Below are 26,498 nucleotides of genomic sequence, written 5' to 3'. Positions count from 1 at the left end.
TTAAATTTTGTAACGCAAATGTGTCCAAATTTGCTTGATCTTAATCATATACATCGGGGAATATGATCGCATCATCCTGACGACGCTTTTATCTAAAAGCGCAACGGATGCTCAAAAAAAGAAAATTACCTTCAAAACGGCCTCCTTGTCGCGGCGCTTGCGCGCCTCTGATTGAATAACATTCATTCTTCGAAAGGGTTTCCTTTGCGCATTGCGATGATCGGCTCCCGCGGCGTCGGGTCCAATTACGGCGGCATCGAGCGCGTGCTCGACGAACTCTGCCCGAGGCTCGGCCGCCTCGGCCATCAGGTCGACGTCTACGGCGATCCCGGCGCCGTCTTCGAAGATCACGGCGGCGTGCGCGCGATCGGCGCCTCCTCGTTCGGCGGCAAGCATTTCGAGACGCTGTCGCGCAGCCTCAACGCCCTCGCCAGGGCGATGGGCCGTTACGACGTCATCCACCTGCACGCCGTAGGGCCCGGCATCCTCTCGGCGGCGACGCATCTCTTCGGCCAGCGCTCTCTCGTCACCATCCACGGCCTCGACCAGAAGCGCGACAAATGGAGCGCGACGGCGCGCGCCTGCCTCACCCTCGCCGAGCGCGCGCTGGTCGCCAACGCCGACCAGATCACCGTCGTGTCCGAGCCGCTGCGGCGCTACTTCATCGAGCGCTACGACGTCGCCGCCTCGCTCATCCCCAACGGCATGCCGCGCAAGACGCCCGCGGCGCCGGGCGCGTTCCTCGCCTCCTTCGGCCTCGAGCCCGGCGGCTACGTCCTGTTCGCGAGCCGCCTCACGCCCGAGAAAGGCTGCCACGACCTCATCGCCGCCTTCGACGCTCTGCCTCAAGGGACGCGCCTCGTCGTCGCCGGCTCGTCGGGCGAGCCCGACTATCTCGCGGCGCTGCGCGCCGCCGCCGACCCGGCGAAGGTCGTCTTCGTCGGCCACCGCAGCGGACATGAGCTCGCCGAGCTGTTCAGCAACGCGAAGCTCTTCGTCCTGCCGTCCTATGTCGAGGGCATGTCGATGGCCCTCCTCGAGGCGCTCGCCTACAAGGTTCCGGCCCTCGTCACCGACATTCCCGAAAACCGCGTCGTCGTGCGCGAGCACGGCTTCTATGTCCAGCCGCGCGATCCCGCCGGGCTCGCCGATGCGCTGGCGCGGCTGCTCGAGTCTCCCGACGCGCTCGGCGCGGCGCGCGCCGCCCTCGACAGCCTCGACCGTCCGGACTGGGACGCGGTGGCGCAGCGCTACGACAGGCTTTACCGGACGCCGCCGCGCCGGCCCTTCGCCGTCGCTCCGCCGCAGCAGGTTGGCGCGCGGTGAACGGCGCCCTCGCTCTGTGGCCGCGCGTCGCGGGCCTCCTGCGCGCGCGCTTCGCCCGCCTCGCCAGGCGTTTCGGCCGCGAGGCGGGGCTCGTGATGGTCGCGCGCGCCCTGCAGAACGCCAACGGGCTGCTTCTCTCCGTGCTGGTGGTGCGGCTCTACGGCCTGCCCGCCGCCGGCACGCTCACGGTCGCCGCCGTGGCCGTGGTCGTCGTCGCCCTCGTCGGGACCTTCGGCCTGCCCTACGTCTTCGCGCGCATGGACGCGCCGATGCGCGCGCGCAACGCGCTCGGCGCCTGCGCCGCCCTCGTCGTCGTCCCGGCGAGCCTTCCCTTGCTCGTCGCGCTCGGCCTCGCCGCCGGCCGCAACGGCGAGGAGGCGGCGATCATCGCCCTGCTCGCGCTCGGCGGGCCGTTCTTCGCGCAGGGCAACCTCCTCAACGCGCTGCAGGTCCTGCAGGGCAAGGCCGGCGACGCGGTGATCACGCCCGCCGCCAACGCGCTCGGCCTCCTCGCCGCCGCGTTCTTCGCTCCAGGCTATCTCGCCTTCGCCGCCATTCTCGCCGCCTTCCGCTTCGCCGGCGTCGCCGTCGCCTTCCTGAGGCTCGACCGGGGGACGCTCGACTTCCGCTCCTTTCTGCAGGAGGCGCGGGAGGGTTGCCGCTTCCTCGTCGGCGACTCCATCAATCTCGGCGTCGACCAGGCGACCGTCCTGATCGCCTCCTATCTCATGAGCCGCGGCGACCTCGGCCTGTTCGGCCTCTGCCGGCAGATGCTGACCGTCGCCGAGACGCCCGGCTGGTCGCAGATGCAGGCGAAATATCCGGCCGTCGTCGCCGATCCGGACGGCGCCCTCCCCGAGCTGCGCCGCCTGATGATCCGGCTCGGAGCGGGCTGCGCCGCCGCCGTCGCGCTCATCGCCGTTCCGCTCGGCTTCCTCGTCTTCCATCTGCCGCGCTTCGCGCTGCTCGCGCCGCTGCTGCTCGCCTCGACTCCCGTGCGCTACCTGCTTTCGACCTATGACCTGCATCTGCGCGCGATCGGCGCGCTGGGCCGGGTCAACCGCGTCTCGGCGATCCGCGCCGTTCTCGCGCTGGCGCTGATTCCCGCCGGCGCCTTCTACGCCGGCGCGCTCGGAGCGATCCTCGCGACGATCCTGCATGTCTGCCTGTCGACGCTGCTCACCGCCAGGGCGAGCGAGGCGTGCGGGCCGCGGGAGGCGCCGCCGCGCGCCGCGCAGGCCGGAGCCGTTCCATGAGCGTCGGCGCCGTCCCCGCCCTTCGCCCGATAGCCGCCGCTCCGCGCGCGCCGGTGGGCCGCGTCCGCGGCTTCCTCGCCTCGCTGCGCGGACGCAGGCTCTACCAGACCTATCTGCGCGCCATCCCGCTGCTGTGGATCCTCGGCGTCCTCGCGCCCGCCGGCGCGCTGGCGCTCGTGAAGCTCGCGCGCGAGCGCTGGCCGCGCGGCGCGATGATCAACGTCATCGTCTGGAGCTGGTTCGCGATCGGCCTCTCGCAGGCCTGCGCGGCGATCCTGAACGGCGTGGCGCTCGGCGAATATGCGCGCGGCTTCGCCAACGCCTTCGGCTTCGGCGTCGTCGGCTGGATCTTCGGCGGCCTCGCCATCGCCGCCGGCGCGGCGCACAGGCTCGACGACGCGCGCTCGATCCGCGCCGTCTGCTGGGTGGGCTTCTACATGCTGATGCTCGCCGGCGTCGCCGCGCTCGGCGTCGCCGCGCACAAGCGCGAGCTCTATGTGTGGCCGACGCCGGCCGGCATGCTGCTGCCCAAGAGCCCGTCGGTCACGTTCTACACCGCGGCGCTGATCTACCAGACCGAAGAGACGCTGGGCGAGCTGTCGACGCGGCTCGTGCTGTTCTTTCCCTGGGCCCCGGCGCTCGGCCTCGGCGCGCTCGCCGTCACCTTCATCAGCCTGCTCGAGCGCAATCTGCCGTGGCGTCTCCTCGGCGCCGGCGGCGGCGCGGTCGGCGTCGTGTTCAGCTGGAGCCGCATCGCCATCGCCGCGCTCGTCGTCGTCGGCGCCTTCTACGCGTTCCTGCGCGCGCCGCGCTTCGTCAAGCTCGCCGTCGTCGGCGCCGGCCTCTGCGGCCTCTTCGCCCTGCCGCTCGCCGGAATCGACCCGCTCGCCGAGGTCGCGCAGATTCAGGACGACGTCAACGGCGCGCGGGCCGGATCGAGCCTCGCGCGCGAGCTCATCTACCAGAAGAGCTTCGAAGGCTTTCTCGCCTCGCCGCTGATCGGCAACGGCTGGATCGGCGAGTCGGTGCACGCCAAGGAGAACCTGCCGATCGGCAGCCATTCGACGATCTACGGCCTGCTCTACACCGGCGGCGCGCCGACCTTCGCCGCTTTCGTCCTGGCCATGGCCGCGACGCTGTGCGCGCTGCTGTGGCGCTGCGCGACGCTGAAGGCCGGCGATCCGCGCCTGGCGCATGCGCAAGCAGGGCTCTGCCTCGCGCTGTGCCTCGCGCTCTACTGCCGCTACGAGGCGCTGTTCAACCTGACGCTGCCCTGCGTCTTCCTGTTCGTCTTCATCGGCGCCGCCCTCGCCCGCTCGCCGGACGCGGCGCCAGCCGCGCGCGCCGACGACGGCCGCCGCGCGCTCGCGCCACGCCCCATCCGCGCGCCTCGCGCGCTCGACCTCAACGCCTTCGCTTCAGGAGACAGCAACCGATGAGCACCTTCGACGGCCGCGCGACGACCGCCAAGGCGCCGCACGCGCAAGCGGCCGACGCCGAGACGCCCGCCCCGGTCCTCAGCATCGTCATCCCGGCGTATAACGTCGAAGCCTACATCGAGGACGCCGTCCGCTCCGCCCTCGGCCAGACCTTCCGCGACCTCGAGGTGATCGTCGTCGACGACGGTTCGACCGACCGCACGCCGGACGTGCTGAGCGCGATCGACGACCCGCGCCTCAGGGTGGTGCGCCAGGAGAACGGCGGGCTGTCGGCCGCGCGCAACACGGGCATCCGCAGCGCGCGCGGGGAATTCATCGGCCTCCTCGACGGCGACGACATCTGGCTGCGGCAGAAGGCGGCGCTGCAGCTCGCCGTGATGATGGCCGATCCCTCCATCGGCCTGACCTTCAGCCACTCCGAATATCTGACGGAGCGAGGCGCGCGCACCGGGCGCGTGCTGCTCGCCGGCAAGGCGCACCCCTCGCTTCACGACATGATCCGCCGCAATCATCTTGGCAACGGCTCGACGGTGATCGCGCGGCGCGCCTGCTTCGACGACGCCGGGCTGTTCATGACCGAGCTGCGCAGCTGCGAGGATTACGAGATGTGGCGGCGCATCCTGTGGCTCACCAGCTATCGCGCCGTGTTGACGCCGGCGCCGCTCACCCTCTACAGGCTGCGCGAAAGCAGCCTTTCCTTCAACTCGCGAAAATTCGTCGAGAACGCCGACCTCGCCATGGCGGTCCTGCGGCGCGACATGCCCAACGTGCCTGAACGGGTCATGCGCGCCGGGCATGCCGAGCACTATCGCATCGCCGCGTGGAAGGCCATCTCGTGCGGACGCCACCGCGAAGCCTTCGGCCTGATGCGGCGCGCGCTCTCGCTGCGGCCGATGTTTCTTTTCGCCGACTGGCGCGCGCTCGGAACGGCGGTGGCGATCGTCTCCCCCGCCATCGTGCGCGAAAAGCTCGCGGCGCTGGCCAAGGCGCTGCAAAAGAGTCATTCCGGCGTCAGCGTCGTCGCCGAAACCTGACGTCGTCAAGACGCCAATTCGTCGGGCCGACGCCCGGCGGTTGGCTAGGGGTCATATAATCGGGCTTCGCCGGCGGCGCGTCGAAGCGTCGGCCGCAGCAATGCGAGCGCTTCCGGCCGGACGCCTCCATGCGTTCGGAAAGCGCCGCGAGGCAGACTTTCGCAAGCGGCGCGCGGCGATCGGCCGGCTCCGCCCCGGGGGAATCGATGCAGATTACGGACAACGCCCGCGCGCTTGAAACGCCGCCCGCGCCGCAGGTCGGAGAACCGGCGAGCGCGGAGCGCATCGCCGCGCTCGACGTCGCGCGTGGAATCGCGATCCTCCTCGTGATCTATGCGCATGGCCTTCAGGCGTTCTTCGCCGTCGGACCCGACGCCGCGTTCTCGGACGCCGCCTTCGCGCAGTGGCGGGTCGTCTACAGCTTCCACATGCCGCTGTTCTTTCTGATTTCCGGCATGACGGCGCGCAACCTGCGGCAGAAATCATGGCGGAGAATCCTTGAGCAGGCGCTCGCCCTCGTCGCGATCGCCTATGTCTCCCATATCGCCGGCGTCGCCCTCTTCGCGGCGCTTGGCCGCGTCCCCACCGAAGCCGGCGCAGCCGTCAAGACGCTGGTCCGGCCGATGCTGATCGGCAAGGACTTCAGCATCGTCACCACCTGGTTTCTCGTCGCGCTCGCCGGCGTGCAAATCCTCGCCGCGGCGATCGTCAAGGGGCCCGGAGCGGCGCGCCTCGCCGCGATCGCGCTCCTCGGCTTCATCGTCGTCGCCAACCCGTTCATTCCAAATCCCTTCCAGATCAAGTCGCTGGCGCCGGGCGTCCTGTTCTATCTGGCCGGCTACGCGCTCATGCGATTCGGCGCGCTTCCTCCCGCCTTCGTCTGGGCGCCGTGCCTTGCGGCCGTCGTCGCGCTCGCGCCGCTGAACGGCGCGTGCCTGGTCGAATGGTCCTGCGCGCCGCTGAAGGGATTCGTCCCCGAATTTCTCGGCGGCCGCTTCGGCGTGCTGATGATCACCGGCGACATCGGTTTTCCGCCGCTTTTCGCCTTGACCGCGCTCCTTGGCGCCCTGGCCGTCCTGAGCCTCAGCCGCCAGCTCGCGACGAGTCGGTTCGGCGCGGCGCTGGCCTGGAACGGCCGCAACGCGCTCGATCTCGTTCTCGTCAACGGATTTTTTCTGGTCTTTCTGCAGCCGGCCTTCGCGCGTCTTCCGCTCGCCGACACGGCGATCTGGCGCGTCGGCCTCGGCCTTTCCATCGTCGCCGCCAATCTCGTTCTGTTCGTCATCCTTGCGCCGTTCATCCGGCGCCTCGTCGGATTTTCACGGCTCTGCGCCGCGCGCGCCGTCAACGCCGGCGCCCGCTCGCCTCGCGCGCGGCGCGCGCCCTCCGGGGTCGGCGAGGCGTGAACGGTCGTTCAGGACAATTCGATGCGCCGGCTTAGCTCCATTTTTTTCTGACGACGGACATTTTGCGACGGCGAGCGCCGTCGCGATCGCGTCCCGCATTTTTCGCACCGACCCATTCCTTTCGTGGACCCCCCCGATGATCATCGACGCCAAACACATCGAGGACGGCTTGCGGCTTGAAGCCGACGTCTGCATCGTCGGCGGCGGCGCGGCCGGAATTGCGCTCGCGCTCGAACTTTCGCGCCGGAGCCTCAAGACGGTTCTGCTCGAGGGCGGCGGATTCAAGCCCGACCCCTCCTCGCAATCGCTTTACGGCGGCGAGAACGTCGGGCTCGTGCATGAGGCGCCGGAGGATTCGCGAAGCCGCTTTCTCGGCGGCAGCACCAACTGCTGGGGCGGCTGGTGCCGGCCGCTCGACGAGCTCGACTTCGAGACGCGCGACTGGGTGCCGAACAGCGGATGGCCGATCCGCAAGCGTGATCTGGCGCCCTATTACGCGCGCGCCGGCGCGTTGCTCGAGACGCCGGAGCCGGACTACAGCCTCGCGCATTGGGCGCCCGAGATCGAGCGGCTCGGCGCCGCGCTGATGCCGCTTGCGGGCGGCGACTTCGTCAACGTCGTCGATCAGCTGAGCCCCCCGACCCGCATGGGGCGGGTCTTCCGCGAAAGGCTGCGCGCCGCTCCGAATCTCAAGACGTTCATCAACGCCAACGTCACCCATGTCGCGACCGACGGATTCGGCTGCGCGGCGCAAGGCGTCGAGGCGATGACACTCGAGGGCAAGCGGCTGTCGGTCGACGCGCAGGTGACCGTCCTCGCCGCCGGCGGCGTCGAAAACGCCCGGCTGCTGCTGCTATCGAATCAAATCCGCCCGACGGGCCTCGGCAACGGGCGCGACCTCGTCGGCCGCTATTACATGGATCATCCGCGCGTCCAGCTGACCCGCGTGCGCGCGCCCGACGCGGCGAGGTTTCGGCCTCTCTATGACGCGCTGCTGCACAGGATTCATCGCGGCCGCGGCGACGCCCGCGCGCGCCTCGAAATTCATCTCGCGCCGAGCGCCGACGCGCAGCGCCGTCTCGCGCTGCCCAATTCGCGCACCTATCTCGTGGGCGAAGACGCCTCCGACCTCACCAAATCCTTCTTCGCGCTGAAGCGGTTGCGGCGCGCGCTCAACGGACGCCGGCGCTTCGGCTATCCGCTTTCGCGCATGGTCAAGGACGTCATGCGCGAGATTCCGGCCCTCGTCGCCCACGCGCCGCGGACCGCCGCGGCGATCGGCGACGCGCTGCTCAGCCCCTATCTCGACAAGACCGAATTTCTGCTCGAATCGGTGATCGAGCCCGTCCCCAACCCGGACAGCCGTGTGACCCTGTCGGAGCGGCGCGACCGACTCGGCCTCAACCAGGTGCGCATCGACTGGCGCGTGACGGAACAGGACCGAGACCATATCCGACGTCTCGACCGTCTCGTCGTCGACGTCCTGCGCGCTTCAGGCGTCGCCGCGCCGGCTGACGAGCATGCGGCGAACGTCGAGTCGCCGGAGCTCGTCGGCTGCTGGCATCACATGGGCACGACGCGCATGCATGACGATCCTAATCGCGGCGTCGTCGACGCCGACTGCAGGGTCCACGACGTCGAGCGGCTCTATATCGCCGGAAGCTCGGTCTTTCCGACGGTCGGCAGCGATTCGCCGACGATCAACCTCGTCGCCCTCGCGCTGCGACTCGCGGACAGGATCACGCGCGATTTCGAGGGGGCTCGCTACGAGCTGCAGGCTCCGGCGCCGTCCGGGCAGGCCGACGTCCAGGCTCCGGCGATGGCTTTCGTCGCGCGTTCCGCCACGGGCTGAGGCGGCGACGCCGAAAAAGGCGAAGACAGGGGACGCGTCGCCGCGCCCCCTTGTTCGTGCGTCTTCTTCTTCGCGTCAGGCGCGCGCGGCGAGCGCCCTCGACATCGCGTCGGCGAGCTCCGAAACGTGGGGCTCGCGCATCAGGCTCGCGTGGTCGCCGCTGAAGCGATGGAATTCGCAGGCGCGCAAATAGGGCGGGAAAACATCGCCGGGGCGGCAGGACAGCGGATCGCCGCCGGCCGAATCGAAGAATATGGCGTCGCCGTCGTAAGGGGCGATCTCATAGCCGTAGAAAGCGGCGAGCCCAGCCTCCCGCGCCTCGGCGAGATCCTTCGGCAGGTTGGCGAGCGAATAGGGCGAGGCGTCGGCCTCGCCCTGCGCGCCGGCGAGGCGGCGCAGGCGCCGCAGCAGGGGGCTCGCCCGTTCGCCGAGATAGGGAAGGAGCTCGCTCGGCGGCAGCGCTTTCAGCGTCGCCAGATGCGTCCTCAGCCGACGAAGCAGGAAGGCGCGCTTGACCGCCGGCGGCCAGAGCCGCTCCGGCAGATTGGGCTCGATGAGGCCGAGGAACGTCACCTCCTCGCCGGCCTCGCGCAGCCGCCGCGCGGTCTCGAGCGCGACGAGGGCGCCGAGGCTGAAGCCCGCAAGACGATAGGGGCCGGCGGGCTGAATTTCCCGCACGACCCTCTTTTGATAGTCCGCCATCTCGGCGAGCGAGCGATGCAGCGGCGCGCGTCCGTCGAAGCCTTGGAACAGATTGGCGTAGACCGGGCCGCCGGCGCGCAGCAGCCGGCCGAGATCGTAGAGCTCGAGAATATGGCCGCCGACGCCGGGAAAGAGGAACAGCGGCGTCCCTCTCTCATGCGGCTGAATCAATACGGAGCGCGGCTGCGGCGGCGCCTCGCCCCGCCGCACGACCTCGGCGAGCGCGGCGACGGTCGGCGCGACGAACATGGTCGTGAGCGGCAGGGCGACGCCGGTCTCCTGCGCGATCGCCTCGAACAGCCGATGGACGCGCCGCACGCCGAGCTTGAGGTCGAGGAGGCTCGCCTCGCGCGCCTGCGGGCCGCGCTCGAGGATGCGGTCCCACAGCCGTCCAACCAGCGCCTCGGCGTCGTCCTGAGCCGGCGCGGCGCCGGAGCTCTTCAGGGGAATGTTCATGTGCGAAGCTCCAAGGAAGCGTCGGCGCGGGAGCGCCGCTCCCTGTCAAAGCCGACGGATGAGCCAGCGCGGCGCGTAGCTGCGCGCCTTGTTGAGCACGCAGCCGAGGACCTGCCCGCCGGCGCGCTCGATGTCGGCGCGGGTCTGCAGGACGCGCGAGCGCGAGGCCTCGCCGGCGCCGACGACCAGCACCGTGCCGTCGCAGCAACGGGCGAGCGCCAGGGACTCCGGCGACTCGGACGGCGGCGGGCAGTCGAGGACGATGATCGGAAAGACCTGCCGCGCGGCGTCGAGCAGGCGTCCGAGATCGCTGAGGTCGAGACGGGAGAAGGCCCCTTCCGCCGCGGTCAGCCGGGCGAGCACGACGCCGCCGCGGCTGGTCGCCGGCTGGACCGCCGATTGCAGGGCGGCCTGCGCGCCGCCCTGCGGCGAGATTTTCCTGGCGAAAGCTTCGGCGAGCGACTGCGGCGCCGGCCGGAACGGGGCGACGGCGGACGGATCCGGCGTCGCGCAGTCGATGAGCAGCACCGAGCCGCCCCATTGCGCCGCCGCGGCCTCGGCGAAGCCGGCGGCGACGGCGCTCGCCCCCTCGCCCCGGGTCGAGGCCACGAACTGCGCCACGAAGGGCGCGTCGTCGCGATTCATGGCTTTGACGGCGTGAAAGAGATGCACGAACGCCTTGTGCGCGCGCGCCGCGGGCCTTCGCGCCAGCGGCGCGAAGGCGTGGTCGGCGACGACGTCTTCGAGGGCGGGGGCGACGCGCGCCATCAGCCGGCCCGTCCGCAAAATGACGCGCAAAAGGACGCGCCGGACCTCGCGCGCGCGCCTGCGCCGCGCTCGCACGGGGGATGAATCTTCAAGATCGCGCGCATGTGAGCTCCCGGAAGCAAAGAAGCCGGCGGCGTCCGGCGGAAAGCGTCGATGAGGAAGCTTACCGCCGAACCCTTACGCCGACATAACCTGCGATTGTGAAATGTTTTGAATTTTGATCATGAGTTTTACTCGTCCGGCAGGATACAATAGGAATTGACGCGTCGCAATAAAACACTTTAAATCGCGACGTCGCCCGCGAAAATTTTACCAAATCAGCTGAATGCTGATGAATGCAAAAATTCTATACGTGCCAAATCGTCGGCCGCGCCGCCTTCGCCCCTCTCTCGGGATCTTCTCCTGCAGGAGCATTTCATGAGCCTTTCCTTCGAGCCCGAGCCTCTTGCGCCCCATCCGTCCGGCCGCGGCGCGGCCGCGCTGCGCGGCGCGCTCGAAAGCCTGTTCAAGGACTGGCGCGTCGTCGTCGCGACGATGGCCGTCGTCCTCGCCGCCGCCGGCGCGACCGCCGTGCTCGTCAAGCCGAGCTTCACCGCGAGCGCCAGCCTGCTCGTGCCGCTTTCGACGGACTACGCGGCGCGCGGGACGGCGGGCGCGGAGACCGGCGCCGCCTCCCCGGCCATGCTCGAGAAAGACGCCATCCTGAAGAGCGAGGTGGAGATCCTGACGAGCCCTTCCCTCGCCCGCGCGGCGGTGGAGGAGGTCGGCCTGACGCGGCTCTTCCCCACGATCGGCCGACCCGGCCTGCGGGCCAGACTGACGGACGCGCTGCATGAGGCCCTCGCCGCCGCCGCCCGGCCGTTCGGCCTCACGCTCGCCCGTCGGGTCCCGCCCGATCCGCTCGATCTCGGCGCGCGCGCCTTCGAGAAGGCGCTGACGGTGACGCCCGACAAGATCGGCGCCCTGATCACCGTGAGCTTCCGCAATCCCGATCCCGCCGCCGCCGCCGCCGCCGTCAACCGCCTCGTCGCGCTCTACCTCCAGAAGCGTGCGACGCTGTTCTCCGACGTCCAGTCGCCGGCCGTCGCGGTCGAGGCGAAGGCGCTCGCCGCGCGCGCCGACGAGGCCGCGCGCGCGCTGGCCGACTTCAAGGCGAAGAACAATGTCGCCGACCACGCCCTGCAACGCGATCTGCTGCTGCGCCAGCGCGCCGACATCCTGCGTGACCGGCAGCTCGCCGAGGCCGACGCGGCGCAGGCCGGCAAGCGCGTCGAGGTGCTCGCCCATGAGCTCAACGAGACGCCCGGCGACCTGGTGACGACGGGCGCCGGCGGGCAGCAGCTCGTGCGGCACGGACGCCCCAACGTCGTCGACGCGCAGGAGATCGACCGTTCGCGCGCGCGCCAGAGCCTCGAGGCGGCGAAGGCGCGCGTCGCCGCCGACGACGTCCAGCTCGCCGAAGCCGACGCGACGATCCGCGACCTCGAGGGCAAGGCCTTCGAGCTGGCGCGGCTCGAGCGCGAGCGCGATCTCGCCGGCGATCATTACGCCGCCGTCGCCAAGACGCTCGACGCGCGCAGGTTCCAGGAGGACGTCAGCGCGCGGCGCGCGGCGAGCGTGCGGGTGATCGATCCGGCGACGCCGCCGCTCGACGCCGGCAATCACCGCCTCGTGATCTTCGCCGCCGGGATTCTGCTCTCGCTGTTCGCTGGCGCGCTGGCCGCCGTCCTCGCGGACGTCTTCCGCCGCGGCTTCATCTCGCCCGACAAGCTCGAGCGCGCGCTCGGCCTGCCCGTGCTCGCCGTGGTGCCGGTGCTCGACCGCGTCCCCGACGCGAGCGGCCTGAAGGCGAGCCGCCTCGAAGCGCTCTGACGCCGGCAGCCGTCAGGCGCCGACCAGCAGCAGCGGATTGGGCGCGTGGCGCGCCCAGCCCGCCTCCGACACCGCGAGATCGAGCGCGAGGCTCGCCAGATCGTCGGCGTAAGGGTCGGCGTCCATGTCCTTCGCCTGATAGATCATCTTGGCGTAGGTTCCGCAGGCCTCGCAGGTCTCCGCCTTGACGAGCTCCTCGCCCTCGAAGGCGCGCATGGTCAGCGTGCGCGAGTCGCCGCAGGCGACGCACAGGGCGCGCACATAGTTCCACGCCGTTCCGCACAGCGAGCAATAGAGGTAGCGCGCTCCGGGCGTCTGGCCGGAGGCGGTGACGAGGCCCGCGACCGGCGTCGAGCCGCAGCAGGGGCAAAGGCCCCGCTCCGGCAGGAGGCGAAGCGCCGAGACGGGCGGCGCGGCGGCCGCGCAGGTGAAATAGACCTGCAGCGCGGCGGCGACGAACAGCGCCTCGCCCGCCCGATCCGGCTCGAGCGCCTCATGGACGAAGGCGTCGGCGAGCGCCTCGAGCTCGCCCTCGTCCGCCGCGCGCAACGCCTCGACGACGCGCCGCGCCGGCGCCGGAGTCTGCGTTGCGTCGAGCGCCCGCAGCATCGCGCGAAAGCCCGCGCGCCAGAGGTCGGGGCGACGATGCCCGTCGACGGCGAGCGGCGGCATGCGCGCCTCCACGGCTCGCGCGAGCGCGCCGGCGTCGAACGGCGGCAGGCCCTCGAGAGCGAGGCGGGCGGCGTCCTGCGCGCGCGAAAGACGCGCCATAAAGCGCAGCCAGTCGCCCGCCGGATGGTTGTGCGCGAGAGAGTCGAGCCGCGCCGCCGTGCGCGAAAAGCGCAGGCGCGGATCGGGAGACAGGATCGGCTCGGGCGCCTTGACGCCGCCCTGCGGATCGCCGACCCACGCGCCTTTCGCCGAGACCTCGCCCTGCCTCACACTGATCTCACTTTCGCCTCACGCGCGGGGCCTTGGTCCGGGCGAGCCGGTGTCGACGAGGCTGCGCAGCCACTTGCGGTGATGGCGCCACGCCCAGCCGGGCGTGACCCACCCTTGAGTCATCGCCCGCATCGAGCCGCTCACCCAGATGGCGGCGTAGACATGCACGATCCACACGAGGATCGCGGCGACCGCGGCGAAGGAATGGACGAGCGCCGCGCCGCGCTGCGTCGGGATCGACGTCGCCGCGCCGAAATAGACCTCCCAGATCAGGAGGCCGCTGACGAGCAGCGTCGGCACCAGCAGCGTCATCGACCAGAACACGCCCTTCTGGCCGGCGTTGAGCTTGCCGACCTCGGGCACATGCTCCTCGTCGTTGGTCAGCACCTGCGGGACCGCCTTGAGCCAGGCGACGTCGTCCCCGTCCGGAATGTTGTCGCGCCAGAACTGGACGATCATGCCGAGATAGCTCGCGGCCAGGACGAGGCCGATCCACGGATGGACGGCGCGCGCCCATTGTCCGCCGCCGAACAGGGCCGCCAGCCAATAGAATATGGGATGGAACATGGAGAGGCCGGACAGCACCAGCAGCACGAAGCAGCCGGCGGTGATCCAGTGATTTATCCGCTCGCTCGTCGAATTGCGGATCAGCGCGCCCTTGGGATAGCTCATGTCTGCGCTCCCCCGGCGCCGGCCTCGCCGCGCGCCGCGACGTTGGCTTCGACGAACAGGCGCTTGGCCTCGGCCTCGTCCGCCGGCTCGACCTCGTTCGATCCGACCGTGATCCAGTGGAAGAATCCGGCGACGGCGGCGAACGCCATGCCGGCGACGGCGAGCGGCTTGGCGAGTCCCTTCCAGAGCGAGACGGCCGGGCTGATCTGTGGCGCGTCGGGCAGGCCGGCGTAAAGATGCGGCCGGTCGGCGTGGTGCAGCACATACATGACATGCGTGCCGCCGACGCCCGGCGGATCGTAGAGGCCGGCGTTCTCGAAGCCGCGGCCCTTGAGCTCGGCGACGCGCTCGCCGGCCCATTCGGTCATGTTCTCTTTCGAGCCGAACAGGATCGCGCCGGTCGGGCAGGCCTTGACGCAGGCGGGCTCGAGGCCGACCCCGACGCGGTCGGAGCACAGCGTGCATTTATAGGACTTGTGGTCCACCTTGCTGATGCGCGGGATGTTGAACGGACAACCCTTCACGCAGTAGCCGCAGCCGATGCAGTTGTCGCTGACGAAATCGACGATCCCGTTGGCGTATTGCACGATCGCGCCGGGCGCGGGGCACGCCTTTAGGCAGCCGGGATCGGCGCAATGCATGCAGCCGTCCTTGCGGATCAGCCATTCGAGATCGCCCTTGTCGTTGTCCCATTCGGTGAAGCGCATCAGCGTCCACACTTCGGGGGCGAGGTCGTGCGGATTGTCGTAGGCGCCCTCGAAGGTTCCGATCGGCGGACGCAGATTGTTCCACTCCATGCACGCCGACTGGCACGCCTTGCAGCCGATGCAGCGCGACACGTCGATGAGCTTCGACACCTCGGCCACATGCGCGCGCGCGACTGGCGGCGTCACGGTCGTCGCCGAGCGCCTTATGATGTCCTGCGACTGCAAATCACCCATCGGGCGGCTCCTTCAGGCCCTTGCGGCGCGGGCCTGGGCGCGCCGCCGCGAGGGCCGGGTGTTCGGGCTGGAGTCAGGCGACCGGCGCGGCGACCGGCTCGACATTGACGAGAAAGGCCTTGAACTCCGGCGTCTGCGTGTTGGCGTCGCCGACCGAGGGCGTGAGCGTGTTGGCGCCGTAGCCCTTGCGGGCGACGCCGGTGAAGCCCCAGTGGATCGGCACGCCGATCACATGCACCGGCTTTCCGTCCACCAGCATGGGCTTGATGCGTTTCGTGACATAGGCCTTGCAGACGACCTCGCCGCGCTTGGAGGCGACCCGCACCCAGCCTCCCTGCGCGACGCCCTTCTCGCTGGCGAGCGCCTCGCCGATCTCGACGAACTCCTCCGGCTGCAGGACGGAGTTGATGATCGCGTGCTTGGTCCAGTAGTGGAAGTGCTCGGTCAGCCTGTAGGTCGTCGCCACATAGGGGAAGTCCTTGGGCGCGCCGAACATCGCCCGGTCGTCCGGGAACACCCGCGCCGCCGGATTGCTGCGCACTTTCGGATGCAGGATGTTCTCCGACGGCGATTCGAACGGCTCGTAATGCTCCGGGAACGGGCCTTCGGCCATCTGGTCGCGCGCGAACAGGCGTCCGAGCCCTTCGTCGTTCAGGATGAAGGGGCTGACGTTGTCCGAGGGCTTCGACGCCGGCGGGAAGTCGGGCACGTCGATCCCCGCCCATTGCGCGCCGTTCCATTCGATGATCGGCTTCTTCGGGTTCCACGCCTTGCCGGACGGGTCGGCGCTGGCGCGGTTGTAGAGGATGCGCCGGTTGGCCGGCCAGGCGAAGGCCCAGTTCGGCGCGATCCCCTGCTCGCGCGGGTCGCTCGCGTCGCGCCGCGCCATGGCGTTGCCCTTCTCGGTGTAGCAGCCCGAGAAGACCCAGCAGCCCGACGTCGTCGAGCCGTCGTCGCGCAGCTGGGCGAAGCCGTCGAGGAGCTTGCCCGCCTTGACCGTGACGTTTCCCGCCTCGTCCTTGAGGTCGACGAGCGCGCGTCCGTTCATCTCCTTGGCGAGCTCTTCGGGATCAGGCTCGTCCGGGTTCGTGTAGGCCCAGGTCAGGGCGTTGATCGCGTCCGCCGGGGCGCCGCCCTCGGCGCGGCACTTCTCCTTCATGCGCCGGAAGATCTGGCTCATGATCCAGAGGTCGGATTTCGCGAGGCCCGGCGCGTTCGCCGCCTTCCAGTGCCATTGTAGCCAGCGCGCCGAATTGACGAGGGAGCCGTCCTCCTCGGCGAAGCAGGTGGTGGGCAGCTGGAACACTTCGGTCTGGATCGCCGCGGGATCGGCCGGATTCTGCGGCCCTTCGTTGCGCCAGAAATTCGCCGTCTCGGTGTTCAGCGGGTCCATCACGACGAGGAATTTCAGCTTCGAGAGGCCGCGCCGGATCTTGCCGCGGTCCGGGAACGCCTGCAGCGGATTGAAGCCCTGGCAGATGTAGCCGTTGAGCTGCCCCGCGTTCATCATTTCGAAGGCGCGCAGAATGTCGTAGGCCTTGCCCGCCTCCGACTTCGGCAGGAGGTCGTAGCCCCAGTTGTTGTCGGCCGTAGCCGCCGCGCCGAAGGTCGATTTCTGGAAGCTGACGAAGAATTTCGAATAGTTCCGCCAATAGCTGACCTGGCCGGGACGCAGCGGCTTGAACTGCCGCGTCTCGATATATTTCTGATAGGTCGGCTCCGCGTCCGTCGGCAGGGTCATGTAGCCGGGGAGGAGGTTCCACAAAAGGCCGAGGTCGGTCAGGCCCTGGATGTTGGAATGGCCGCGCAGCGCGTTCATGCCGCCGCCGGCGACGCCGATGTTGCCGAGCAGAAGCTGCACCATGGCCATGGCGCGGATGTTCTGCGCGCCGATCGAATGCTGCGTCCAGCCGAGCGCGAACAGGCTCGTCAGCGCCCTGTCGGGCGCGGCGGTCGAGGCGATGGTTTCGCAGACCCTGAGGAATTTATCCTGCGGGGTGCCCGCGATGCGCGACACCGTCTCCGGCGTGTAGCGCGCGACATGCGCGCGCAGGAGATTGATCACGCAGCGCGGATCGGTCCAGGTCGGGTCCTCCTTCGCGAAGCCCCGCTCGTCGAGCTCATAGTTCCAGCTCGACTTGTCATAACGGTTCTTCGCTTCGTCGAAGCCCGAGAACAGCCCGTCCTCGAACGCGAAACCTTCCTTGACGATGAGGCCGGCGTTGGTGTAGCCGCGCACATATTCGTGCTGGATCGCGTCCTTCTCGAGAAGATAGCGGATCACGCCGTTGAGGAAGGCGATGTCCGTCCCCGGCCGGATCGGAACGTGATAGTCGGCGACGGAAGCCGTGCGCGTGAAGCGCGGATCGACGACGACGAGCTTCGCGCCGTTCTCGATTTTGGCTTCGATCACCCATTTGAAGCCGCACGGATGGGCTTCCGCGGCGTTGCCGCCCATCACCAGCACGACATCGGCGTTCTTGATGTCCTGCCAGGTGTTGGTCATCGCCCCGCGACCGAATGATGGAGCCAGACTGGCTACCGTCGGTCCGTGTCAGACACGCGCCTGATTGTCGAAGACCAGCATCCCGAACGATCGGGCCACCTTCCATGTCAAAAGGGCGGTTTCGTTGGACGAGGCGGAGGCGGCCAGCATGCCGGTGGTCAGCCAGCGGTTGACGGTGGTCCCGGCTTCGTTCTTCGCGACGAAATTGGCGTCGCGGTCCTGCTTCATCAGGGTCGCGATGCGGTCCATCGCGAAGTCCCAGGTGACGTCCTGGAACTCGGCCGTTCCCGGCGCGCGATAGCGCGGGACCTTGAGCCGCTGCGGCGCGTGCACGATGTCGAGCAGGCCCGCCCCCTTGGGGCAGAGCGTGCCGCGGTTGACCGGATGGTCCGGGTCGCCCTCGATATGGATGATGTCCGAATGGGCGTTCTTGGCGCGGTCGCCCAAGCTGTAGATGAGGATGCCGCAGGCGACCGAGCAATAGGTGCAGGTGTTGCGCGTCTCGGTCGTCGCCGTGAGCTTGTAAGGCCGCGTCGCCGCGGCGAGCGCCTCGCCGTCAGGGCCAAATCCGAGGGCGCCGAAGCTCGACGCGGCGAGACCCGCGGCGCTGAGCTTGATGAATCCGCGTCGACTGAGCTGCATGCCGCGCGCTCCCGCCAAATCCTGCTCCAGCGTCCAGACTGAAACAAGTCTTGTTCTAAATACAGCTTAATCAATCTGCGGCGCAGGCGCAAATCACAATCCGGCCGCCTATACTATGCCCGATACGATATAGCTGTAGAGGATGTTCCTGGTTGCGCCGCGCTTCTCGCGGCCTTAATTCTTGTAAGGCTTCCGCGTTCCCTCGCCGAGGAATTCCCATGTCCGACGCCGCGCCGCCGCGCCTCACCAGCCTCGCCCACGGCGGCGGCTGCGGCTGCAAGCTCGCCCCCGCCATGCTGCAGACGCTGCTCGCCGGCCAGACGATGGGCGCGGCCCGGCCCGAACTGCTCGTCGGCCTCGAGACCGGCGACGACGCCGCCGTCTGGCGCGTCGACGACGCCAACTGCGTCGTCGCCACGACTGATTTCTTCATGCCGATGGTCGACGATCCGCGCGACTTCGGCGCCATCGCGGCGACCAACGCGCTCTCCGACGTCTACGCCATGGGCGGGACGCCGATCATGGCGCTCGCCGTCCTCGGCATGCCGCTCGGCAAGCTGCCCGTCGAGACCGTGCGCGAGATCCTGGCCGGCGGCGCCGCGATCTGCGCGCAGGCCGGCGTTCCCGTCGCCGGCGGCCATTCGATCGATTCGCCGGAGCCCATCTACGGCCTCGTCGCCATCGGACTCTGCCGTCCTGAAAACGTGCGCCGCAACGGCGGCGCGAAACCCGGCGACGCGCTGATCCTGACCAAGGCGCTCGGCGTCGGCGTCTATTCGGCGGCGTTCCGCAAGGAGGCGCTGACGCCTCAAGGCTACGCCGAGATGATCGCCTCGACGACGCAGCTGAACCGCGTCGGCGCGGCGCTCGGGCGCGAGGGCGCCGCGCACGCCGTCACCGACGTCACCGGCTTCGCCCTGCTCGGCCATGGGCTCGAACTGGCCCGCGCCAGCGGCGTGACGCTGCGCTTCGATTTCGACGCAATTCCTTTCTTCGCCGACGCGCCCGAGCTCGCGCGGGCAGGCTTCGTCACCGGCGCCTCGACCCGCAACTGGGCGAGCTACGGCGAGGCCGTCGTCCTGCCGGAAGGTTTCGAGGACTGGCGGCGCGCGCTGCTGACGGACCCGCAGACCTCGGGCGGGCTGCTCGTCGCCTGCGCCCCCGACGCTGCGGCGCGAGTCCTCGACGAGATCAGGGCCGCGGGTTTTTCGCGCGCGGCGGTCGTCGGCGAAGTTCTCGAAGGGCCGCCTCAGGCGCGCGTGGCGTAAGGCGCGAGGATTAACGCGGAAGCTGGCGAAGGAGAGCGGGAGTCGAACCCACCTGAGACGGTCAACCCGCCCCACCCAGTTTTGAAGACTGGACGCCCCACCAGGGACGATTCTCCTCCTCGCGCGTGCGCGCCTCTAGGAGTCTTGCCCCTTTTCGACGGGACGCTCAAGCGGCGCGAACAGGTCGAGGCGGCGGCGGTCGAGGCGGCGCAGGTCGCCGCGCCGCACGGTCAGGCCGTGGCGGTCGAAGAATTCGAGGATCTGGATCGCCACCTTGCGCCCGTTGTCGAGCCGGTCGCGCAGCTGCGCCGCCGTGAAGAGGCCGCCGGCGTCGAGATCGGCGACGACGCGCGCCATCTCATGCGTCGTCTGGCGCAGAAAGAAATGGTCGTGGGCGATCTCGTCGACGAGCCCCATGCGCGCCGCGAGCTTGAGCACGCGCCGCACGTCCTCCTCGGCCGCTCCCGTCGCCGCCCCGAGGTCGCGCACGCGCGGCGGCCGGAAGCGCTCGGCCCCGCCGAGCAGCGCCGCAAAGCGGCTCCAGGCCGCCTCGTCGCGCGGGGCGAGACGCGGCTGATGGCCGGGCAATTGCGCGAAGGCGCCGGCGAGGGCGATCTCGCCGGCGCCGGCGAGCCTGCGCAGCGCGGCGCGAAACGCGGCGGCGGGCAGGCGCGGCTCCAGCGTCAGCCGCAGGCGCTCGGCGCCGAGGCCCTGCATATCGGGGTTTTCCGCGTGAAATTGCGCGAGCCGGGCCTTGAGCGCGCCCGAGAATTCCCGCCAGAACGCCGGCGCCGCGCAAAAGCGCGCGTCCCTGTCCGGCAGCGTCACCAACCCCGCATCGGCGACGATGCGCTCGGCCTCCGCCTCCGACAAGGCGCGGTCGCGCGCGAAAGCCGCAAGGTCGTGCGCGAAGGGCGGCGCGGCGAGCAGCGCGGCGAAGGCGGCGGCGGGATCGGCGAGGGCGAGCGCCGCGCGCTGCGCGGCGCGCTGCGGCGAGCGGCGCTTTCGCGACGCGGGGCGCAGGTCGAGGAATACGCCGCCGCCGATGGTGCGCCGCGCCGAGGCGTCGCGCAGCACGTAGCGGTCGCCCGCCGCCGCGGCGATCGGCGCGTCGAGCACAAGCTGGACGCAGGCGCTCTCGCCCGGTCTTATCGGCCCCTCCTCGAGCGGGGCGATATGGACGCCGGTCTCAGCCGCGCCATGATGCAGCCGCGCCGCATGCCACGCGCCGATCGGCTTCTCCTCGCCCGGAAGCAGCCGCAACGTCGCGTCGACGCGGCTCGTCGGCGCGTGCAGGGCGGGATCGAGCGCGACGTCGCCGCGCGAGATCGCCTCCTTCGCGACGTCCGGCCCGGCGAGGTTGAGGGCGCAGCGCTCGCCGGCGGCGGCGCTCTGCGCCGGGCGGTTCTGCGCGTGCAGCGAGCGCACCCGCGCCTCGATCCCCGCCGGGCTCACGACGACACGGTCGCCGACGCCGACGCGGCCGGAGAGGATGGTTCCGGTGACGACGACGCCGACGCCGGCGAGCGTGAAGGAGCGGTCGACGGCGAGCCGGAACGCGCCGGTCGCGGCGCGCGGCGAGGGCTGGGCCGCAGCTTCGGCGAGCGCGTCGCGCAGCGCGTCGATTCCCTCGCCGGTGAGGCTCGAGACGGGCAGGATCTGCGCGCCGGAGAGCGAGCCGCCGGCGAGCGCCGCCGCGATCTCGCCCTTGAGCGCCTCAAGGCGCGCGGCGTCGACGAGGTCGCATTTGGTGAGGGCGACGAGGCCGTGCGACACGCCGAGCAGGTCGAGGACCGCGAGATGCTCGCGCGTCTGCGGCATGATCCCGTCGTCGGCGGCGACCGTCAGCAGCGCGAAATCGACGCCGCTCGCCCCCGCCAGCATGGTGTGGACGAGCTTCTCGTGGCCCGGCGCGTCGATGAAGCCGATGATATGATCCCCGACCGGCAGATAGGCGAAGCCGAGGTCGATGGTGACGCCGCGCGCCTTCTCCTCCTTGAGACGGTCGCCGGCGACGCCGGTCAGCGCCCGCACCAGCGCCGTCTTGCCGTGGTCGATGTGGCCGGCGACGCCGACGATCATGGCGCGTCCGGCGCGCTTTCGCGCAGGCGCGCGAAATTGGCGAGGAAACCCTCCTCGTCCTCGAGGCAACGAAGGTCGAGGATCAGCGCGCCGTCCTCGATCCGCCCGATCACCGGCCGCGGCAGGCCGCGCAGGGCGGCGGAAAGGCGGTCGAGGGCGCCGCCGCCCTCGCGCGGGCGTATGGCGAGGCCGGCGCTCGCGATGGCGTCGAGCGGCAGCGCGCCGGAGCCGATCTCGCTGCGGCAGGCGACGGCCTCGACGAGGAAAGCCGGCCCGAGCGTAGCCGCGAGCGCGGGCTCGATCCGCCGCGCCAGCGCCGCGATCTCCTGCAGCGGACGCGCGATGAAGCGCAGGGCGGGAAGCCGCAGCGCCAGCCGGTCCGGGTCGGCGTAGAGCCTGAGCGTCGCGGCGAGCGCCGCGAGACGGATCTTGTCGACGCGCATCGCGCGCTTCATCGGGTTGCGCTCGATTTTCTCAATGAGGTCGCGCCGCCCGACGAGGACGCCCGCCTGCGGCCCGCCGAGCAGCTTGTCGCCGGAGAAGGCGATTATATCCGCGCCGGCTTCGACCGCCTCGCGAACGGTCGGCTCCTTTCTTACGCCGTAACGCGACAGGTCGATCAACGCGCCGGAGCCGAGATCGTTCATCAGCGGAACGCCCGCCTCCCGCGCGAGCTCGGCGAGCTCGCGCGCCCCGGCCTCGGCGACGAAGCCCTCGACGCGATAATTCGACGGATGGACCTTCAGGATGACGCCGGTCCGCTCGGACAGGGCGGCTCTGTAGTCGCGCAGATGGGTGCGGTTGGTCGTTCCGACCTCGACGAGCCGCGCGCCTGCGCGCGCCATGATGTCCGGCATGCGGAAAGCGCCGCCGATCTCGATCAGCTCGCCGCGCGAGACGATGGCCTCGCGGCCGTCGGCCAGCGTGTTGAGCGCCAGCAGGACGGCGGCGGCGTTGTTGTTGACGATCGTCGCGCCTTGCGCGCCGGCGAGCTCGCGCAGCAGCGCGCGCGCGTGGTCCTCGCGCTCGCCGCGCCGGCCGGTTTCGAGATCGAATTCAAGGGCGACCGCCTCGCGCATCGCCTCGACCGCGGCCTCGACCGCCGCCTCGGCGAGCTGCGCGCGGCCGAGGTTGGTGTGGAGGATGACGCCGGTCAGATTGTAGACCGCGCGCAGGCCGGGCCGTTCGCGCGCCTCGAGCCTCGCGAGGGCGCGCGCGCCAATCTGCGCCTCGGTCGGCGTTAGCGGCTCACCGGACCGAAGGGCGGCGCGCGCCTCCTCGAGCGCGGCGCGCAGGGCGGCGGCGGCGGCGGGCCGCCCGAAGCGCTCGCCGAGCGCCGCGCCGGCGGGCCGGGTCAGGAGGGCGTCGACCGAGGGCAGCGCCCGCAGGCGCGCGCGCGATGCTTCGTCCATGGAGCGCCTATCGCATCCGGAGCGCGAGACGTCGCGCGCGCGCTGTGTGGCGCGCTACTTGGCGCGCGGCTTGAGCGAGCTCCATTTGCCGTCGACGTTCTTGGCGAGGCCGCGCTTCTTCATCGCCTGTAGCGCGAAGGACACCATGCGGTTGGTGATGTCGCGGCCGGCGCCCTTCAGCTCCTCGGAGAGGTCGGACGCGGACATCGGACCCTTCTCCTCAAGCGCCTCGGAGATCACGTCCGCCATGGTCTGGCGCGGCCCGCCTCCGGCGGACGCCTTCCTGCGCCCCCTGCGCCGCGCCGGCGCCGCAGGTGAGGCGGGAGCCGGGCTCGCCGCCGCAGGAGCGGCGGCGGCCGCGGCGCGCGGCGCGCGGCGCGCGGGCGTCGCGTCGAGCTCGGCCAGCACGCGCTCGGCGGCGCGCAAATCCTCGATCTTGCTTTCGAGTTCGGCGATCTTCGCGCGGATACGTTCGAGTGATGTGTCCATGAGTCTTTCGCAAGTTGAACGACGAGCCCGCCCGAACGTCAAGCCGACCCTGTGCAGCTCTTCCGGTTACGGAAGATTGTCGATGTTGGCGCCGCCGTGGAGATTTTCCAATACGGACGTCGAGCTTCCTTGCACAAGTTGATGTGGAAATCTATCGCCAATCTACATTAGGGCGCAATCCGGAGGCCTCCGGCGCCGCAAAGGCGCCTCTGTTGCCGACGGCGGCGGCGAGGTGATTCGCATGCCGGCGGCGCGCGCCACGGCCGACGGCGGCGATGTGAACGCCGTTCAGGGCGGCGATCCGCGCCGCGCCCACGCGCAGATGAACAGGACGAGGCCGATCATCAGCGCGACCTGAACCCACAGAAACACATAGGCGTCCGCGGCGACGCCCAGCGGCGGCGCGCCGGGCATGGCGTTGCGCAGCATCGGCGCCGCGAACAGCATGCCGGCGAGCGAGCTGGCGAAGGCGGCTTCGATCTTGCGCACGCCGCACGCGGCGAGCACGCCGATGGCGAGGCCGCACACCGCGATCACCGCCATGACCGCGTAGACGATCAGCGCGAAAACGACATGGGCGGGCGGACGGCGCGCTTCGATGGAGATGGGAAGTCCGACCTCGCCAGGACGCGCGGGACGGCTCACGACGCGCGCCTCCCAGGCCGGGAGCCGCTCCCATACCGTAAGCTGAACGGCGAGCGGCGCCTCCTGCGCCCCCTCGCCGGCGAAAGCGGCGATGAGCGCGTCGGTCCTGTAGACGTCGAACGGATAGGCGCTGATCGATCCGTCGAGGCCGAACTCCACGCTTGTCGCGCCGGCGGCGCGGTCGGCGGGAAGATGAAGCTCGCGCACGAAGCCGCCGTCGCTCAACCGCACGCGCGCCCCGCCCGCCTGCGCCGCGTCGGCGCGCCTTTCGGGAAAATTGAGCCGCGCCTCGACCGTCTGGCGGATAGGGTCGAGGCTCATCATCTCGATGTGGATGTCGAGCGGCGGGCGTCCCTCCAGCGTCTGCGCGACCTGCGACTCCGTCGCGTCGGGACGCCGGTAGAGGTCGGCGAAGAACATCAGATAAAGGACGAGAAGGATGGAAAGGCACGCCGAAGCCAGGGCGACCGCCTGCGACGTCCCGCCCAGCCGTGAAGGAGAGAAGATGTCCGCCATTCGATCGCAGCTCGTCCGACCGCCGCCGCGACGCGTCGGCGCGCGAGCATCGCAGCTTGCGCCGACGCGCGCAACATCGGCGCAGCTTGCGCTTGCGCGGCCGCGGCGGGGCGATTGACGCGCGGCGAAGGCGTCGTCCACAGTGCGTCCGCGCCCTTCCGGCCGCGGACGCACGAGCCGTCATGGACCTCTTCGTCGCCACAAAAGTCTTTCGCGCGCACAGGATCTTCGCCTACGCCGCGGCGCTCGTCGGCCCGCTCGCCGCCTATCTTCTACGCGAGGCCTTGTCCGGACCGCTGACGGGCCTGCCGTTTCTGACCTTCTTTCCCCCTATCCTCATCGCCGCCTTTCTCGGCGGCTGGGCGCCCGGCCTGCTCGCGGCGGCGCTCTCGGGGACGCTCGCCCATCTTTTCTTCATGGACGCCCACATGAGCGCGGCCGACGAACCGCCTTCGCATGTCCTCGGGCTCGTCTTCTTCGGCCTCGTCGCCGTCACCATGATCGCCCTCGTGAGCGAGCTGCGCCGCTTCAACGACGACCTCGAGGCGCGCGTCGGCGCCCGCACGCGCGAGCTCGCCGCGGCGAACGTCGCGCTTCTCGAGGAAATCAGGACGCGCGAGGCGAGCGAGGCGCTTGTGCGGCAGACGCAGAAGATCGAGGCGATCGGCCAGCTCACCGGCGGCATCGCGCACGACTTCAACAACATGCTGGCGGTCGTCATCGGCAATCTCGACATCGCCGCCCGCCGCCTGGGGCAGGGCGGCGACGCGCTGCGCTTCGTGCGCAACGCGCGCGACGGCGCCGAGAAGTCGGCCGCGCTGACGCGCCGCCTGCTCGCCTTCTCGCGCCGGCAGCCGCTTTCGCCGACGATCATCGACCTCAACGAGCTGATCGCAGGCATGGGCGAGCTCCTGCGCCTGTCGGTCGGACCGAAGGTCGAGCTCGTCGTCAGGCCCGGCGCGCAGGTCTGGCCCGTGCTCGCGGATCCGGCCGAGCTTGAGAACGCCGTCGTCAATCTCGCCGTGAACGCGCGCGACGCCATGCCCGACGGCGGGCGCCTGACGATCGAAACCTTCAACGGCGAGGCGCCGGAGCCCGCGCCGGCGGGCGAAGACGCGTCGGCGAGCTATGCGGTGATCGCCGTCGCCGACACCGGCGAGGGCATGACGGAGGACGTCGCCGCGCGGGCGTTCGAACCCTTCTTCACCACCAAGGAGATCGGCAAGGGCAGCGGGCTTGGCCTCAGCCAAGTGTATGGCTTCGTCAAGCAGTCGGGCGGCAACGTGCGCATCGCGAGCCGGCCGGGCGAAGGGACGCGCGTCGAGATGCGCCTGCCGCGCGGCGCGACGGCGGCCAAGGCGCCGGGCGGGCGGGACTGCGTCCCGTCCGGCCCCGGCGGCGGCGGCGAGACCATCCTCGTCGTCGAAGACGACGACGGCGTGCGCGGCGCCACCATCGCGTTGCTGCGCGACCTCGGCTATGGCGTGCGCGAGGCGGCGAGCGGGCCCGAGGCGCTCGCCGTCCTCGACGAGGCGGACGACGTCAGCCTCCTGTTCACGGACGTCGTGATGCCGGGCATGAGCGGACGCGAGCTCGCCGAACTGGCGGCGCGCCGCCGTCCGGGCCTCAAGGTCCTTTATACGACCGGCTTCACCCGCGGCGTCCTCGCCGAGGGAGACAACGAGCCGAAGGTCGACCTCATCATGAAGCCCTTCGCCCTGGACCAGCTCGCCCGCAAGGTCCGCGGCGCGCTCGACCGCTAGCCCTGAGGCGCCGGCGCCACACCGGAGGCGCTTTCGCCCGCCCGTGGCGCCGTCGCCGCATATCGGCCAAAAACGTTGCGCGTAAACTTCCTGTCAACGGCCGGGGACGAGGATCGGCTCAGGAGGACGCCATGACCTACGCGCGATTTTACCAGCACGGCGTCAAGGCTTTCGCGGAAGGCCGCGGGCTTTGCGCCAACCCTCACCGCAGGGCGATGCAAGGAACGGCGCACGACGGCTGGAAGGACGGATGGATCGACGCCTGCGAGGCGCTCGAGCGCAGATGCCTGAACCTCGGCGCCATCGACCTGGCGCCGGCCGGCCGCGTCATCCGCATCGACCGCTTCATCTCCGCCAGGGAGCGGACGCAGGACTGAGGCCAGGCTAGGGCGAATCCACATTCAACGCAGCCATAGATCGATTGCGGCGAGGTGGATGAATGCGAGATAGAGGTTGGCGCGTCGATCGTAGCGTGTCGCGAACCTGCGGAAGTGCTTGAGCTTGTTGAA

General features: G+C 70.1%; 20 protein-coding genes, 1 tRNA gene and 1 pseudogene. 10 read left to right on the top strand and 12 right to left on the bottom strand.

Features of this window, described 5'->3' with window-relative positions; genetic code table 11:
* Positions 1-216 precede the first annotated feature (216 nt).
* From ACE3OG_RS08450 to ACE3OG_RS08425, 6 genes are all read left to right on the top strand, one after another.
* Entirely contained in the window at positions 217-1,326 is a 1,110-nt protein-coding gene (locus ACE3OG_RS08450) for a glycosyltransferase family 4 protein (RefSeq protein ID WP_374307592.1), read from the top strand.
* A complete protein-coding gene (locus tag ACE3OG_RS08445; protein ID WP_374307590.1) occupies positions 1,323-2,582 on the top strand; it encodes a hypothetical protein in 1,260 nt (419 codons plus the stop codon). The genes ACE3OG_RS08450 and ACE3OG_RS08445 overlap by 4 nt, the downstream gene beginning before the upstream one ends.
* A complete protein-coding gene (locus tag ACE3OG_RS08440; RefSeq protein ID WP_374307588.1) occupies positions 2,579-4,021 on the top strand; it encodes an O-antigen ligase family protein in 1,443 nt (480 codons plus the stop codon). The genes ACE3OG_RS08445 and ACE3OG_RS08440 overlap by 4 nt, the downstream gene beginning before the upstream one ends.
* On the top strand, positions 4,018-5,055 hold the full coding sequence (locus ACE3OG_RS08435) for a glycosyltransferase family 2 protein (RefSeq protein ID WP_374307586.1): 1,038 nt from the start codon (positions 4,018-4,020) through the stop codon (positions 5,053-5,055). The genes ACE3OG_RS08440 and ACE3OG_RS08435 overlap by 4 nt, the downstream gene beginning before the upstream one ends.
* Before the next feature lie 206 nt (positions 5,056-5,261).
* Positions 5,262-6,461: an acyltransferase family protein gene (locus ACE3OG_RS08430; protein WP_374307584.1), complete on the top strand. Its 1,200-nt coding sequence runs from the start codon at positions 5,262-5,264 to the stop codon at positions 6,459-6,461.
* A 136-nt stretch (positions 6,462-6,597) separates the two neighbouring features.
* On the top strand, positions 6,598-8,313 hold the full coding sequence (locus ACE3OG_RS08425) for an FAD-dependent oxidoreductase (RefSeq protein ID WP_374307582.1): 1,716 nt from the start codon (positions 6,598-6,600) through the stop codon (positions 8,311-8,313).
* A 75-nt stretch (positions 8,314-8,388) separates the two neighbouring features.
* On the opposite strand, the gene ACE3OG_RS08420 is transcribed toward ACE3OG_RS08425, so the two are convergent.
* Positions 8,389-9,471, bottom strand: a complete 1,083-nt coding sequence (locus ACE3OG_RS08420) for a thioesterase domain-containing protein (protein WP_374307580.1) — start codon at positions 9,469-9,471, stop codon at positions 8,389-8,391.
* A 45-nt stretch (positions 9,472-9,516) separates the two neighbouring features.
* Positions 9,517-10,239, bottom strand: coding sequence for a hypothetical protein (locus ACE3OG_RS08415; protein ID WP_374307579.1), 723 nt, complete (start codon positions 10,237-10,239; stop codon positions 9,517-9,519).
* 417 nt (positions 10,240-10,656) lie between these two features.
* On the opposite strand from ACE3OG_RS08415, the gene ACE3OG_RS08410 reads away from it, so the two are divergent.
* Complete coding sequence (locus ACE3OG_RS08410) at positions 10,657-12,111, top strand: Wzz/FepE/Etk N-terminal domain-containing protein (protein WP_374307577.1); 1,455 nt, start codon at positions 10,657-10,659, stop codon at positions 12,109-12,111.
* A gap of 12 nt (positions 12,112-12,123) precedes the next feature.
* Here ACE3OG_RS08410 and fdhE read toward each other — a convergent pair whose 3' ends face one another.
* The 4 genes from fdhE to fdnG form a co-directional block, all read right to left on the bottom strand.
* Complete coding sequence (gene fdhE, locus ACE3OG_RS08405; protein ID WP_374307575.1) at positions 12,124-13,053, bottom strand: formate dehydrogenase accessory protein FdhE; 930 nt, start codon at positions 13,051-13,053, stop codon at positions 12,124-12,126.
* An 18-nt stretch (positions 13,054-13,071) separates the two neighbouring features.
* Positions 13,072-13,725: a formate dehydrogenase subunit gamma gene (locus ACE3OG_RS08400; protein WP_374307573.1), complete on the bottom strand. Its 654-nt coding sequence runs from the start codon at positions 13,723-13,725 to the stop codon at positions 13,072-13,074.
* On the bottom strand, positions 13,722-14,666 hold the full coding sequence (gene fdxH, locus ACE3OG_RS08395; RefSeq protein WP_374307570.1) for a formate dehydrogenase subunit beta: 945 nt from the start codon (positions 14,664-14,666) through the stop codon (positions 13,722-13,724). Before fdxH ends, ACE3OG_RS08400 begins: the two co-directional genes overlap by 4 nt.
* 73 nt (positions 14,667-14,739) lie before the next feature.
* Positions 14,740-17,814, bottom strand: coding sequence for a formate dehydrogenase-N subunit alpha (gene fdnG / locus ACE3OG_RS08390; RefSeq protein ID WP_374307568.1), 3,075 nt, complete (start codon positions 17,812-17,814; stop codon positions 14,740-14,742).
* A 218-nt stretch (positions 17,815-18,032) separates the two neighbouring features.
* On the opposite strand from fdnG, the gene selD reads away from it, so the two are divergent.
* A complete protein-coding gene (gene selD, locus ACE3OG_RS08385; RefSeq protein ID WP_374307565.1) occupies positions 18,033-19,082 on the top strand; it encodes a selenide, water dikinase SelD in 1,050 nt (349 codons plus the stop codon).
* A 23-nt stretch (positions 19,083-19,105) separates the two neighbouring features.
* Here the strand turns inward: selD and ACE3OG_RS08380 are convergent.
* The 5 genes from ACE3OG_RS08380 to ACE3OG_RS08360 form a co-directional block, all read right to left on the bottom strand.
* Positions 19,106-19,201: transfer RNA gene (locus tag ACE3OG_RS08380), tRNA-Sec, on the bottom strand.
* A gap of 16 nt (positions 19,202-19,217) precedes the next feature.
* Positions 19,218-21,164, bottom strand: coding sequence for a selenocysteine-specific translation elongation factor (selB, locus tag ACE3OG_RS08375; protein WP_374307563.1), 1,947 nt, complete (start codon positions 21,162-21,164; stop codon positions 19,218-19,220).
* Positions 21,161-22,576: an L-seryl-tRNA(Sec) selenium transferase gene (gene selA, locus ACE3OG_RS08370; protein WP_374307561.1), complete on the bottom strand. Its 1,416-nt coding sequence runs from the start codon at positions 22,574-22,576 to the stop codon at positions 21,161-21,163. The genes selB and selA overlap by 4 nt, the downstream gene beginning before the upstream one ends.
* A gap of 54 nt (positions 22,577-22,630) precedes the next feature.
* Positions 22,631-23,065 carry a winged-helix domain-containing protein gene (locus ACE3OG_RS08365; RefSeq protein ID WP_374307559.1) on the bottom strand — a complete coding sequence of 145 codons (435 nt, stop codon included), beginning with the start codon at positions 23,063-23,065 and terminating at the stop codon, positions 22,631-22,633.
* A 288-nt stretch (positions 23,066-23,353) separates the two neighbouring features.
* Positions 23,354-24,226 (bottom strand): DUF4436 family protein, encoded by an 873-nt coding sequence (locus tag ACE3OG_RS08360; RefSeq protein WP_374307557.1) that lies wholly within the window; start codon positions 24,224-24,226, stop codon positions 23,354-23,356.
* A 182-nt stretch (positions 24,227-24,408) separates the two neighbouring features.
* Between ACE3OG_RS08360 and ACE3OG_RS08355 the strand changes: the two genes are divergently transcribed.
* Positions 24,409-25,989 carry an ATP-binding protein gene (locus tag ACE3OG_RS08355; RefSeq protein WP_374307556.1) on the top strand — a complete coding sequence of 527 codons (1,581 nt, stop codon included), beginning with the start codon at positions 24,409-24,411 and terminating at the stop codon, positions 25,987-25,989.
* Between the two features lie 131 nt (positions 25,990-26,120).
* Positions 26,121-26,366 carry a hypothetical protein gene (locus tag ACE3OG_RS08350; protein WP_374307554.1) on the top strand — a complete coding sequence of 82 codons (246 nt, stop codon included), beginning with the start codon at positions 26,121-26,123 and terminating at the stop codon, positions 26,364-26,366.
* A gap of 24 nt (positions 26,367-26,390) precedes the next feature.
* On the opposite strand, the pseudogene ACE3OG_RS08345 reads toward ACE3OG_RS08350, so the two are convergent.
* Positions 26,391-26,498 (bottom strand): annotated as a pseudogene (locus ACE3OG_RS08345) (IS5/IS1182 family transposase); the annotation flags it as partial.

Origin of the sequence: Methylocella sp., assembly GCF_041905455.1 — a bacterium.
Taxonomy (GTDB): Bacteria; Pseudomonadota; Alphaproteobacteria; order Rhizobiales; family Beijerinckiaceae; genus Methylocapsa.
Note: the sequence above shows the minus strand (reverse complement) of the source record. Positions and strands in the feature narration are given on the sequence as shown.